We start from the raw sequence: 13,438 nt of genomic DNA on the forward strand, positions 1-13,438 counted from the left end.
ACCGGATATTGCCCCTAAATAGAGCGCAACAACAGGAGATAATTCATGGCTACCATCAACGTCACAGACGACAGTTTCAAAGCCGACGTGCTCGATTCCGACAAGCCAGTGCTGGTAGATTTCTGGGCGGACTGGTGCGGTCCGTGTAAGATGATTGGGCCCTCGCTCGAAGAAATCAGCGATGAACTGAGTGACCAAATCACTATCGCAAAGATGGACATCGTCGAGAATACCGGCATTCCAACAGAAATGGGCGTTCAGTCCATTCCGCTGATGGTGCTGTTCAAGAACGGTAAGCCAGTATCACAGAAATTGGGCGCAGCTCCGAAGAACCAGCTTAAAGGTTGGATCGAAAGCGAGCTGTAAACAGCTTCACTAATCCAGTTTAGTAACGCGTGCGGCCAGTTCCTTCCACAGGGAGGGGCTGGCCGCTCCTATTAGGCCGGGGCGGTCCCATTCATCGACGCGGTAGTCCGACCCGTCATTGCGCGCGACTTTGCCGCCGGTTTCGTTGAGCCATAACGCGCCCGCCGCATGATCCCAAGGCAGGGTTCGCTGGAAAATCGTTACATCATTGGTGCCTAGCGCCAGACGCGGATATTGTTCGGCGGCGCAGCGCGGAATGTCGACTAGCGTATAATGCGGTGCGATGTGTTCCTGCATCTGCTCGCGCAGGCCGTCTTGCATAAAGAGTGTCGAGATACCTGCAATTGGCGGATCTTGTCCCGTGGTCTTGGCGGTGACTTTCTCTCCATTCACAAATGCGCCTTCGCCGCGACGTGCCGTGCAGTAGCGTTTTGTGAGCGGGTCGTAAATCCATCCGGCTTGAGTGATCCCGCCTCCAGCCAAGGCAATTAGGATACCAAACGGCGCGCTGCCGCTGGCGAAGTTACCGGTGCCGTCGATGGGGTCGATGATCCAGCACTGCTGCGACAGGCCCGCCAGAACCGATGGATCGGCCTCGCTGGCCTCTTCACCGACGATGGCGAGGCCGGGGATCAGCTTTTCCAAGCCTTCAGCCAGCATGACTTCGGATTCTTTGTCCGCAACGGTGACCAGTTCGTTCTTCCCTTTGTCGGCAATCTCGCTCGATTCCAAGTTGCGGAAGCGGGGGAGAATGGCTGTCTCGCTCACATGCTCGAGAAGAGAGAGCATTGCATCATTGAGCGATGTCATGAGCGATAATCCGCGTTGATGGAAATATACCCGTGCGTCAGATCGCAGGTCCAGACCGTTGAACGGCCCGACCCGATGCCGAGATCGACTTCTACGGTAATGTTCTGACCTTTCAAATGCTCGGTAACGGGCGCTTCGTCATAACCGGCCACCGGCTGTCCGTCGCGTGCAGCCCAATGCCCGCCGAAGCCAATCGATAGCGTGTCGCGATCTGCAGGCTCACCGGCTTTGCCGACGGCCATCACAATGCGGCCCCAATTGGCATCCTCACCAGCAATTGCCGTCTTAACCAGCGGTGAGTTCGCAATCGCGAGACCAACTTTATGAGCGCTGGCATCGCTGTCGGCTCCGGTCACTGCAATCTCGATAAATTTCTGTGCCCCTTCGCCATCGCGAACCACGAGCTGCGCCAATTGCCGGCACACATCAGCGATTGCGGCAGCAAAGGCATCTGCGCCTGTGTCATCGAATGAGGTCAGCAGCGTATTACCCGCTTTACCGGTCGCAAACGCCAGCACGGTATCGCTGGTTGACGTGTCGCTATCGACGGTGATGCAGGAAAATGTCTTGCCGTTTGCCGCTTGAAGGACTTCTTGCAAAAATCCGGGCGTCACTGAGGCGTCGGTAAATATATATCCGAGCATGGTAGCCATATCCGGCGCAATCATGCCGCTACCCTTTATTACGGCGCTGATTTCGACACGCGTTTCGCCGATCATCGCTGAGGCGGTCGCGCCTTTGGCGAACGTATCGGTGGTCGCAATTGTGTTTGCGACATCTTCCCAGCTACATTCGGGTGCAGTTAAAGCGCTCGCAACGCCTTCACGCGCTTTGTCTTTGGGTAAAGGTACACCGATGACCCCCGTCGACGAGACGAAGACTTCGCGAGGCTCGCATTGCAAGCCATCGCTCACCTGCGCCATAATCTGCTCGACAGCCTCGCGTCCGCGATAGCCGGTGAAAGCATTGGAGTTTCCTGCATTGACGATGAGCGCGCGTGCCGAACCCGCTTTCACTTGCTCGCGGCCCATTTCGACTTCGGTTGAGGAGCACGCGCTTTGGGTGAACACACCCGCCACGGCAGTACCGTCGCACAGCTCAATAAAAGTCAGATCACAGCGATCCCACTCCTTATACTGCGCACGCGCCACACGGAGCACCACGCCCTCGATAGCGGGCATTTCCGGGAAGGGTGTAGCAAGCGGAGAGCGTTCGATATCCATAGTGACCGCCCTTATGGTTCAATCCACTTCGCTGCAAGCGCTTGCCATTTTGCCGTGGGTCGTTCTACACTCTGCATAGGGAGATTTTCGATGGTTTTTGTTTTTGAATCAGTGGCTTTGGCACTGTTCCAAGCAGCGTCGGCACAGCCCGTGCCGCAAGCTGCCGAACTGCGTACTCGGACTGAGCCAGCGAGAGCTATTGATCGGTACGATTCGATGGGCGAGCCACGAAAGCCTGACCAGAAGGTCGCGCCGATTGATGCCTACGGGATGTGGGTGAGATCTGGTGACTATCCGCAAAAAGCGAGAACCGAAAAACGCAGTGGGCAAACCAAGATACGCTTGGCTGTTGCTACGTCAGGTCGTGTCGATAGCTGCATGATAGCCGAGAGCAGTGGTCATCCCGATCTTGATGAAGCAGCGTGTCGGGGAGCGCAAAACAGAGCTCGGTTTATCCCTGCGACGGACGCCAATGCCGACCCGATCGCATCAACCTACGATCATACGGTAATTTGGAAGATACGAGGCGAGCCAGAACCATCAATAGCGCAAGCAGCAATGGAAGACGCTGAAGCTGCTGCTGAATGGGTCGACAAACAGACAGCGGAAAGAGCCTCACCCAATCGACTAGTAAGCCTTCCTAGGGCACCTCAACTAACCACGCGAGTTCGAGGTTTCGAACGTCGCGGGCTAAATGACTATCCTCAAGCAGCACTCGTACGCAGAGCCGAGGGGCGGGTTACCGTTGCTCTTTCGGTAGACTCCGAAGGTAATGTAACGAAATGCTCCGTTCTGCGGCCAACGGAAGATAGCGATCTCAACGCAGCTAGCTGTGCGGGCTCACAGGAGATTGATGTAAATTCTCCGGCATTGGATGTCTATGGCAACCCTACAGAGGGAAGAGTTGTTCGAACAATATCGTGGCAACTCCCCGCTCAAGAAACCGTTGTCTATTCGCAGCGCTCATATCGCCGAGGTCCCGAGAAATTCCCTTTTATCGAGAATGCGATGATTGGCGCTGCGATTGAGGCGAAGGCAGACGGCACAGTTATTTCGTGCGAACTCTTGAGAGAAGGAGAACTGCCAGAGGAGTTCAAGGAAGCCGAGAAAATGTGTGACGAACTCCGCCAACGCGGAATGTATTTTGTTAGTGGCTTTCCAGTAAGGTCTGCAGAAATTGATCCACTTGGGGCGAAAGTCCGTGTCGAAGTGCGTATGCAAGGCACGCGGGTGGACAATGCCGATAAGCCAATCAAGGAATAGGCCGCGATAGTAATGTGAAGCGCTATGCTGGACGAATGCGGATCGGCTTCTTATAGAAGCCACATGCGTCGCTTAATTGCCCTGCTTGCGCTTCTTTCCGGCCTTGCTGCCGCCGGTGCGCCTGTGACTGCGGCACAGGTCAGTGACGTTTGTGACCGGATCACAAGTTCAGAGAGTGCGGAAGCGGGTAAGGTTCAGGCATGCAAATGCCGTGAATCCCGCCGTAACTCCTCTGGAAAAGCCGATACGACCAAGGGCCGCAAATCGTGCAAGCCGGTTGTTATCTTTATCCCGACTATCCAGTTTGGAGCCGACCGCGCTTACGAGTAGCGCGCTCTTGCACACTTCCAGTTTTTAACCGCATATGCTTCCCACTGCTCATAGCAGGGCAGGCGCTGGTAACTTCCCGATACTGTCTTTCGAAAGACCTCACATGATCAACGCACTTATGAAATCCGTTTTTGGTTCGTCCAATGACCGGTATGTCAAATCCCTTGGCAAAATCGTCAATCAGATCAATGCGCTTGAGCCGCAGATTCAGGCTCTGAACGACGAAGAGCTGCAAGCACAGACCGCGAAATTCCGTGAACAGCTTGAAGGCGGCAAGACTCTGGATGACATACTGCCGGAAGCGTTTGCGACTGTGCGTGAGGCGTCAATCCGCGTACTCGGCATGCGCCACTTCGATGTCCAGCTGATCGGCGGTATCGTACTCCATCGCGGTGAAATTGCGGAAATGCGCACAGGTGAGGGTAAGACACTGGTGGCGACGCTGGCCACTTATCTCAACGCGATCGCGGGCAAAGGCGTCCATGTTGTGACGGTCAATGATTACCTCGCCAGTCGTGATGCTGAATGGATGGGGCAGCTCTATACATGGCTTGGCCTGACGGTTGGTGTGATTGTGCCGAACCTTGGCGAATTCGAACGCCGCGATGCTTACGCTGCCGACATTACTTACGGTACCAACAATGAATTCGGCTTCGATTATCTGCGCGATAATATGAAGCACAGCAAAGACCAGATGGTCCAGAGGCCATTCAATTACGCAATTGTCGATGAAGTCGACTCGATCCTGATCGACGAGGCGCGGACGCCGCTGATTATCTCTGGCCCGACTGAAGACAAGACCGACCTCTATGTGTCGATCGATGCGATCGTGAAGGAAATTCCGGAGGACTGGTACGACGCAGACGAGAAGACCAAGAACATCTCCTGGACCGAAGACGGGACCGAGGAAGTCGAGAAGCTGCTGATAGAGGCGGAGCTGCTCCAGACTGACAATCTCTACGATGTCGAGAATACGCAGGTGGTACATCATCTCGATCAGGCGCTCAAAGCGAACAAGATGTTCAAGCGCGATACCGACTACATCGTTAAGGACGAGAAAGTCGTTATCATCGATGAATTTACCGGCCGGATGATGGAAGGGCGCCGTTGGTCTAACGGTCTACACCAGGCCGTTGAAGCAAAAGAGGGCGTGAAGATCGAGCCCGAGAACCAGACGATGGCCTCGATCACGTTCCAGAACTATTTCCGCATGTATCCCAAGCTGTCCGGCATGACCGGCACCGCCGCGACCGAAGCGGCTGAATTCTGGGATATTTACAAGATGAATGTGGTCGAGATCCCGACCAATAAGCCGGTCCAGCGGATCGACGAAGACGACGAGTTCTACAAGAACACGCAAGACAAGTTCCAAGCGATTGCAAAGGCTATTGCAGAGAAAAACGCGATTGGTCAGCCGGTCCTCGTCGGCACTGTTTCGATCGAGAAGTCGGAATTGCTGGCCGATTTTCTCGAGAAGGAAGGCGTAAAGCATGAGGTCCTGAACGCTCGCCAGCACGAGCGTGAGGCGCATATCGTGGCGCAAGCGGGCCGTTTGGGCGCGGTGACCATCGCTACCAATATGGCCGGCCGCGGTACCGATATCCAGCTTGGCGGTAATGTCGAATTCCGGATCGGAGATGAACTTGCCGATATGGAAGAAGGGGCCAAGCGCGACGCGGCTATTGGGCGGATTGAAGCCGAAGTCGCTGCCGAGCGTCAGAAGGTGATCGAAGCGGGTGGCCTGTTCGTTCTTGCAACCGAACGCCACGAAAGTCGCCGGATCGATAATCAGCTGCGTGGCCGCTCCGGTCGTCAGGGTGATCCCGGCCTTAGCCGGTTCTATTTGTGTCTAGAAGACGATCTGCTGCGTATCTTTGGCCCCGATACACTGTTCAGCCGGATGATGAATTCGAACCTCGAAGATGGTGAGGCTATCGGCTCCAAATGGCTTTCGAAAGCTATCGAGACCGCGCAGAAGAAAGTCGAAGCACGCAACTACGACGTGCGTAAGCAAGTCGTTGAATATGACGATGTTATGAATGACCAGCGTAAGGTCATTTACGAACAGCGTGCGGAGATCATGGACACTGCCGAGGTCGGCGATGTTGTGCTCGACATGCGGTACGATACCGTCAATTCGATTGTGACCGATGCGTGCCCTCCGGGATCATATCCGGAGCAATGGGATATTGATGGTCTGAAAGAGAAGCTGGAAGACGTTCTTGGTCTACAGCCGCCAATTGACGAGTGGTTGGAAGAGGACACGGTTGAACCGGAAATCATCGAAGAGCGTATTCGTACGCAAGTCGATGAGATTATGGCGCAGAAGGTCGCCAATGCTGACCCGGCAATCTGGACCCGCGTCGAGAAGAGCATTCTGCTCGAGCGCCTTGATCACCACTGGAAAGAACACTTGGCGACTCTGGATGCGCTGCGTCAGGTCGTTTTCCTGCGTGCTCACGCGCAGAAGCAACCCATCAATGAGTACAAGCAGGAGGCGTTCGGCCTGTTCGAGCAAATGCTCAATACGCTGCGCGAGGACATTACTGGCATCTTGCTCAAGAGCGAACTGCGTATGACGCCGCCGGTCCAAGAGGAATTGCCGGATCTGCCGGACTTCCTGACTGGCCATATTGATCCGCTCACCGGTTTGGACAATTCCAATGACGGTGACGGATCAGCAGAGCGCCCAGCGATGTTCGGTTCGCTTGCCGGCAGCCCGCGTGCAGCGTCCGGCCCGGGCGGCGCTAACAAAGAAAACCCCTATGCCAGTCAAGATGTTAGCCGGAATGCACCATGCCCGTGCGGCTCCGGTAATAAATACAAGCACTGTCACGGCGCCGCGGCTTGATTCTATTGGATATTTTGCAAGTGCTTGAAAATATGTAAAATTTGTGTACTACTCCCGCCTATGGCGGAAGGTCGCAAAAACCCGCGTTATGAACTGCATGTCGAGGGACGGTATCGAACCGGCTCTGGCATCGCGCGCGACGTTCCCATCCTTGAGATGTCCGAAACGGGCTGCCGGTTTTATGACCGGTTCGGCCGGTTGGCTGCAGGCACAGAGTTAACGCTCAGAATTGGCCCCATCGGTCCGGTCGTCGCAACCGTACGGTGGTGCCGGGATTCCATTGTCGGTGTAGAGTTCGAAAATCCGTTATACGGCCCAGTGTTCGAGCATATCCGCAGTCAGGTCGATCAGGACCCGGCTGAACGCGAGAGCTATCGGCCACTCTGAGCTATCGGCTTTTCAGAAAAAAGGCTGGCTCCCCGAGTTGGATTCGAACCAACGACCAAGTGATTAACAGTCACCTACTCTACCGCTGAGCTATCGGGGAACAGCCTATATGCCGCGAACTGCGTCGGGCAGGGGTGCGCCTATATGCACCCCCTTGTGGTTTGGCAAGTCAATCTTGGTCAATCTTACCATCAAACGACAAATTGTTCGGCGACGATCCGTTCATCGAGCGAATGGCCCGGATCGAATAGCAGCGTGAGCTCTTTCTCGACCGCGATTTCGATGCTGACCTCGGCAATGTCGCGAATCTCTTTTTGGTCCGCCACCGCTGCAACCGGGCGCTTCGACGGTTCGTTGACTTTGAAACGAATGGTCGAGCGATCTGGCAGAATGGCACCGCGCCAACGGCGAGGGCGGAAGGCGCTGATCGGGGTCAGAGCAAGCAATTGCGAGTCGAGCGGGAGGATTGGTCCATTCGCCGAGAGGTTGTAGGCTGTTGATCCGGCAGGCGTCGCTACCAAAACCCCGTCCCCCACCAGTTCCTTGATCCGGACCCGTTCATCGACCGAGACTTCCAGCTTAGCCGTTTGACGTGTTTCACGAAGCAAAGAGACTTCATTAATCGCGTTCTCGACAACAATCTCGCCGGTCTGCGTGGTTGCTTCCATCCGCAGCGGGGAAATACCAATCGAGCGCGAGCGATTGATCTTATCGAGCAGTTTCACCCCTGCACGATATTTGTTCATCAAAAACCCGACTGTGCCGCGATTGATACCATAAGTAGGGATCAACCGCCCGCTATCGAGCATCGCGTGCAGCGTGTGCAGCATAAAACCGTCACCACCGAGCACGACCAACGCATCGGCTTCCTCGACCGGAACCCAATCATGCATGCTCTCAAGCTCTTTGGCCGTTTCGGCTGCCTTTGACGTATCCGAAATTGCCAGAGCCAGTCTTTTGAAACCGTGATTGCTGCTCAATCTGTCCTCCCGGCCGCATAATAGTGACCCGATAAGACCCTATGTAGAGCTGTGCCATTTGGCAACGCATTGAAATGCAGGGGCGAGCCGCGCATAGTCGGTGGTTAAGGGGAGGCATGGGCAGTGCTGCACGTAATCTCGAAACCGATATGCAAGACGATCTGACTGGTCTCGCTGGCATGGCCGCCGCGCGCGAGACGTTGGCGACCTGGCAGCACGACGCGGCGGGGCGCGGGGAAACTGCGCCCGTGCACGCGATGTTGTTGAGCCTGGGACGCTTCGATGCGGTCAATCTGGCCTATGGTGAGACAGTCGGCGACAGCGCGCTCGTTACCGTAGCGCAACGGATTCTGCACTTCGCCGAAGATGAGTTTGAAGAAGGCGAGTGGTTGGTTGCGCGGCTTGGCGGCGGGAAGTTCCTGCTCGCCGCGCATGAGGCGTGCAGCCGCGAACGCTGGCAATGGTTGGCCGAAGCGCTGGCGGACGCTGTGGCACACCCGATTTCCGGCCTGAGCAGTACCGGTACGCTACGGCTGTGGCCGCGCGTCGCACTTATGCGGCCAGCGCCAGGTGAAGGGCCGGCGATGATCTTTGATCGGTTGGCCGAAACCATCGAAGAAGCCCGCAGCAAGCAGGGTAGCCGTGTGCTTTGGGCGGATGGCGGGCTAACCGTTCCCGGCCGCCGGAGCGCTATTGTCGATGCGGATTTGCTCGCTGCGCTGGATCGCGACGAGATCGAAGTGCTTTACCAGCCGCAAGTTTCGCTCGCCGATGATTCGATTATCGGCGCCGAGGCTCTGGCCCGCTGGCAGCATCCTGAGTTGGGGCGCATCGGTGCTGGCCAATTGTTCGCGATTGCCGAGCGGACCGACCATGTAGCACAGCTTTCGCGGAATATTGCGAAGCAGGCGCTGACCGCAGCGGCGAGTTGGCCTGCTACCTTGCGGCTATCGATTAATGTCACGCCAGCAGATTTGGCTTCTACCAGCTTTGCAGATGACCTCACCTCTCTAGTTGAGGAGTGTGGCTGCGATCCAGAGCGATTGACCCTCGAAATCACCGAGCATGTGCTGCTCAATAATCTGGAGCAGACGGCTAAGACGCTTCTGGCATTAAAGGCGCACGGAGTGCGGATAGCAATTGATGATTTCGGCGCGGGGTTTTGCAACTTCCGCTATCTCAAAATTCTCCCGCTTGATGCGATCAAACTCGATCGCGCAATGATTGATGGTATCGCCAGCGACGAGCGTGATCTGGCGGTGCTGCGCGGCATCATTGCAATGGCCAAAGCACTGAAACTGGGTGTAATTGCGGAGGGTGTGGAAACCGAGGACCAGCGCGCGATTATTGAGCGTGAGGGCTGCGATTTTTATCAGGGATTCCTGCGTGCGACGCCGGTGAGCAATGATGAGTTCCTGACACTGGCCGCTGACTAGGCAGCCGCCTTACGCGCCTTCTCTGCAATACGGCTAAGGCCTTTGGTCAGCTGGAACAATCCGTTGAGGCGTGACTGCGGATCGCCCCATGCGCGATTGATGACCAGCTTCATATCGGGGCGCAGTTTGGCAGTGTCTTTTAACCGGTCGACATAGGCGATCAAGCCGGGGCCATCGGGAAAGTCGTCATTGTGGAATGTTACCAATGATCCACGTGCACCGACATCAATTTTGGCAATGTTGGCGGCGATGGCCTGATGTTTGATCTCGATTAGGCGGACAAGGTTCGAGGTTGCATCTGGTAGCGGACCGAAGCGGTCGATCATTTCGGCTGCCATGGCCTCGATTTCGGCTTTGTCTTTTGCATCGTTCAATCGGCGATAAAGCGCCATGCGAACAGCGAGGTCGGGGACGTAGTCCTCGGGGATCATGATAGGCGCGTCGACGGTGATTTGCGGGCTGATACTTTCCGGCTTGGCTTCCAGACCGGCCGCCCCCGCCTTTGCCGCCAAGATTGCATCCTCCAGCATCGATTGATAGAGTTCGAAGCCGACTTCCCGGATATGGCCCGATTGCTCGTCACCGAGCAGATTACCTGCGCCGCGAATATCCAGATCGTGACTGGCCAGCTGGAAGCCTGCGCCCAGACTGTCGAGATCGCCGAGTACCTTGAGACGCTTCTCCGCAACTTCTGACAGCTGCTGATCCTTGGGATAGGTCAGATAGGCGTAGGCCCGTAGTTTTGACCGACCAACACGGCCGCGCAATTGATAGAGCTGGGCAAGTCCAAACCGGTCCGCGCGGTGGATGATGATCGTGTTGGCGCTCGGGATATCGAGGCCGCTTTCGACGATGGTGGTCGAGAGCAGGACTTCATATTTGCCTTCATAAAACGCGCTCATCCGTTGTTCGACTTCGGTCGGTGACATCTGGCCGTGGGCGGAGATGGATTTAATCTCAGGCACATGTTCTTTCAGCCATTCCTCGACATCCGCCATATCGGAAATGCGCGGAACGACGATAAAGCTTTGCCCGCCGCGATGATGTTCGCGCAGCAGAGCTTCACGCATGACCATCTCGTCCCATTCCATCACATAGGTGCGAACGGCAAGGCGGTCGACGGGCGGCGTCTGAATTGTTGAAAGCTCGCGTAATCCGGTCATGGCCATTTGCAAGGTACGCGGGATCGGTGTCGCGGTAAGCGTGAGCATATGCACGTTGGCGCGCAGCTGTTTGAGCTTTTCCTTATGCGTCACACCGAAGCGCTGTTCCTCATCGACGATCACAAGCCCAAGGTCATTGAACTGCGTTGATTTGGACAGAATCGCGTGAGTACCGATCACGATGTCCATCGTTCCCGCTTCCAATGCCTCGCGGGTCTCGGCCATTTCTTTGGGCGGCACGAGACGGGATAAACGTCCGACTTTCAGCGGGAAGCCGGCAAAGCGTTCGGTGAAGTTGGTAAAGTGCTGTCTGGCGAGCAGAGTGGTGGGCGCAACGACAGCGACTTGCTGCCCGTTCATGGCCGCGACAAATGCCGCGCGCAGAGCGACCTCGGTTTTGCCGAAACCGACATCGCCGCAAACGAGGCGGTCCATCGGACGGCCGCTTTCCAGATCGCGCAACACATCGGCGATCGCGCGTTCCTGATCGTCGGTTTCCTCCCAAGGGAACTTATCGACGAACTGGTTGAATGTCGCATCGTCGACATCCAGCACGGGTGCTTTCTTCAGCGCGCGCTCGGCAGCGACTTTCATCAACTCGCCGGCGATCTCGCGGATCCGGTCTTTGAGGCGAGAGCGACGTTTCTGCCATGCTTCACCACCAAGACGGTCAAGCATAACCGCTTCTTCGGACGATCCGTAACGCGACAGCACGTCGATATTTTCGACGGGAATGAACAGCTTATCGCCGCCTCTATATTCCAGCATCACACAGTCGTGCTTGCTCTTGCCTACGCTGACAGGTTCCAGCCCGAGATATTTGCCGATCCCGTGCTCGGTATGAACCACCAGATCGCCGCGCGCGAGAGCGGACAACTCGGCCAGAAACGCATCGGCATTCTTCTTGCGCTTCTTGCGGCGCACAAGCCGGTCACCAAGCACGTCCTGCTCGGTAATCAGCTCCAGCTCGTCATTGGCGAATCCGCTATCGAGCGGGAGAACCATCGCGACGGGCTGGCCCTTTGCAGCGAGACCGAGTGCTTCTTGCCACGTATCTGCAAGCTGGGTGTCAGTGCCGGCTTCGCTCAGGATCGATGCGATGCGAGCGCGGCTTCCCTCGGAATAGGTCGCGAGCAGCGGTTTCTTGCCGGACTTACCGATCGCTTTCAAATGATCGGCGGCGGCGTCATAGATATTGTCGCCGCGCGCCCTCTCAGGTGAGAAGTCACGCGCGGAGCTAAAGCCGAAATCGACAGATTTACTGTTGTCAGGTTCCGCGAAGATCACCGCGCGATGGATTGGCCAATCGCTGAGCTTCGTTTCGAACTCATCGCGACTGACGTAAAGCGCATCTTCTGCCAGCGGGCGATAGCTACCAGCAGCCTGTCCGGCAGCTTTTTCGCGCGCCTGATGATAGTCGGCGATGTCTTTCGCCCGCTCGTCCCCGGCCTGAATTGCCCCGATATCGATAATGATCTGGTCTTGATCGGTCAGATGATCGAAAAGCGTGGAGAGTTTATCTTCAAACAGAGGAAGCCAGTGTTCCATCCCTGCCAGCCTGCGGCCGTCACTGACTGCCTGATAAAGCGGATCGCCCGTTGCTGCCGCGCCAAACATCTCGCGGTAGCGCCCGCGGAAGCGCTTGATACTGTCCTCGTCTAGCAACGCTTCGCTTGCAGGCAGCAGAAGATGCGACTGAAGAATGCCGGTGCTGGTTTGCGTCGAAGGATCAAACAGCCTCAGGCTTTCCAATTCGTCACCAAAGAAATCAAGGCGGAGGCCCTGATCCAGGCCGGACGGGAAGATGTCGACGATAGAACCGCGCACAGCATATTCGCCAGCATCAACCACCGTGTCTGCGCGCGAGTACCCCTGGCGTTGGAGCAAAGCCGCCAGACTCTCACGCCCGATTTCCGTGCCAGGTTTGAACTCGCGAACGCCTTCGCGAATGCGGAAAGGCGAAAGCACGCGCTGGAGAACCGCGTTGACCGTTGTGACGAGCAATTGCGATCCGCTTTTGCCCGCTTGCAACCGGTGCAGAGCGGCAAGCCGTTTGGCGCTGACCGAGAGTGCAGGGCTGGCACGGTCGTAAGGCAGGCAATCCCAGGCGGGGAATTCGACCACTTCCAGTTCGGGCGCGAAGAACCGGGCTGCGTCAGTGACCGAACGCATCGCATTGTCATCGGCGGCAACGTAAACGGCACGGCCACTCGAGGCGCGCGCCAGATCGGCGAGCACAAGCGGCAATGCGCCGCGCGCGACAGACGAGAGCGTGAGTGGCGCGGTGGCCGAGAGTATGCGGGTGAGATCAGGCATAGTCGCTTGTCGTATTCCGTATCAGCGAGGGATGTCGACGTAGTCGAGCTTCTGCATCAAATCCATATGGGTGCCTAGGAAGCTCTCGGGGGCCGGTTGCGTTTTTAATGCCCAAGCCATGATATCTACGTCGTCCTCGTCTAGCAGCGATTCGAACCACGCCAGATCGGCTTCCGACCAATCCCCATGATAGCGGTCATAGAACCCGCCGATCATGTAATCCGCCTCGCGCGTACCGCGATGCCATGAGCGGAATTTTGCGCGGGCAAATCGGGCGGTAAGGTCACTGGCGTCTGGCATGAAAGCGCGGGTA

General features: G+C 56.6%; 11 protein-coding genes and 1 tRNA gene. 6 read left to right on the forward strand and 6 right to left on the reverse strand.

From position 1 onward, the window contains the following. The first annotated feature begins 45 nt into the window (after positions 1–45). Positions 46–366 (forward strand): thioredoxin, encoded by a 321-nt coding sequence (gene trxA / locus GRI35_RS08460; RefSeq protein WP_160613752.1) that lies wholly within the window; start codon positions 46–48, stop codon positions 364–366. Positions 367–375: 9 nt separating this feature from the next. Here trxA and GRI35_RS08465 read toward each other — a convergent pair whose 3' ends face one another. Further along, positions 376–1,176 (reverse strand): inositol monophosphatase family protein, encoded by an 801-nt coding sequence (locus GRI35_RS08465; protein WP_160613753.1) that lies wholly within the window; start codon positions 1,174–1,176, stop codon positions 376–378. Further along, on the reverse strand, positions 1,173–2,399 hold the full coding sequence (gene argJ / locus GRI35_RS08470; protein ID WP_160613754.1) for a bifunctional glutamate N-acetyltransferase/amino-acid acetyltransferase ArgJ: 1,227 nt from the start codon (positions 2,397–2,399) through the stop codon (positions 1,173–1,175). Before argJ ends, GRI35_RS08465 begins: the two co-directional genes overlap by 4 nt. A 90-nt stretch (positions 2,400–2,489) precedes the next feature. Here argJ and GRI35_RS08475 point away from each other — a divergent pair, with 90 nt between their 5' ends. The 4 genes from GRI35_RS08475 to GRI35_RS08490 all read left to right on the forward strand — a co-directional run bounded on the left by GRI35_RS08475 (position 2,490) and on the right by GRI35_RS08490 (position 7,230). Then, entirely contained in the window at positions 2,490–3,662 is a 1,173-nt protein-coding gene (locus GRI35_RS08475) for a TonB family protein (RefSeq protein ID WP_235900171.1), read from the forward strand. A gap of 63 nt (positions 3,663–3,725) precedes the next feature. Further along, entirely contained in the window at positions 3,726–3,992 is a 267-nt protein-coding gene (locus tag GRI35_RS08480; RefSeq protein ID WP_160613756.1) for a hypothetical protein, read from the forward strand. A 103-nt stretch (positions 3,993–4,095) separates the two neighbouring features. Then, complete coding sequence (secA, locus tag GRI35_RS08485; protein WP_160613757.1) at positions 4,096–6,843, forward strand: preprotein translocase subunit SecA; 2,748 nt, start codon at positions 4,096–4,098, stop codon at positions 6,841–6,843. Positions 6,844–6,903: 60 nt separating this feature from the next. Next, positions 6,904–7,230 (forward strand): PilZ domain-containing protein, encoded by a 327-nt coding sequence (locus tag GRI35_RS08490; RefSeq protein ID WP_160613758.1) that lies wholly within the window; start codon positions 6,904–6,906, stop codon positions 7,228–7,230. Positions 7,231–7,255: 25 nt separating this feature from the next. Here the strand turns inward: GRI35_RS08490 and GRI35_RS08495 are convergent. Then, positions 7,256–7,330 (reverse strand) — tRNA-Asn (locus tag GRI35_RS08495). A gap of 91 nt (positions 7,331–7,421) precedes the next feature. Further along, on the reverse strand, positions 7,422–8,210 hold the full coding sequence (locus tag GRI35_RS08500; protein WP_160613759.1) for an NAD kinase: 789 nt from the start codon (positions 8,208–8,210) through the stop codon (positions 7,422–7,424). Between the two features lie 116 nt (positions 8,211–8,326). On the opposite strand from GRI35_RS08500, the gene GRI35_RS08505 reads away from it, so the two are divergent. After that, positions 8,327–9,646, forward strand: a complete 1,320-nt coding sequence (locus GRI35_RS08505; protein WP_160613760.1) for a putative bifunctional diguanylate cyclase/phosphodiesterase — start codon at positions 8,327–8,329, stop codon at positions 9,644–9,646. Here the strand turns inward: GRI35_RS08505 and mfd are convergent. Both mfd and GRI35_RS08515 read right to left on the reverse strand, forming a co-directional pair. Beyond that, entirely contained in the window at positions 9,643–13,125 is a 3,483-nt protein-coding gene (gene mfd / locus GRI35_RS08510) for a transcription-repair coupling factor (RefSeq protein WP_160613761.1), read from the reverse strand. The two genes, GRI35_RS08505 and mfd, sit on opposite strands and share 4 nt — an antisense overlap. 21 nt (positions 13,126–13,146) lie before the next feature. Further along, the gene (locus GRI35_RS08515) at positions 13,147–13,425 is read right to left on the reverse strand and encodes an FAD assembly factor SdhE (RefSeq protein ID WP_160613762.1); all 279 of its coding nucleotides are present in this window, start codon (positions 13,423–13,425) and stop codon (positions 13,147–13,149) included. Between the last annotated feature and the right edge of the window lie 13 nt (positions 13,426–13,438).

Origin of the sequence: Pontixanthobacter aestiaquae (assembly GCF_009827455.1) — a bacterium.
Taxonomy (GTDB): domain Bacteria; phylum Pseudomonadota; class Alphaproteobacteria; order Sphingomonadales; family Sphingomonadaceae; genus Pontixanthobacter; species Pontixanthobacter aestiaquae.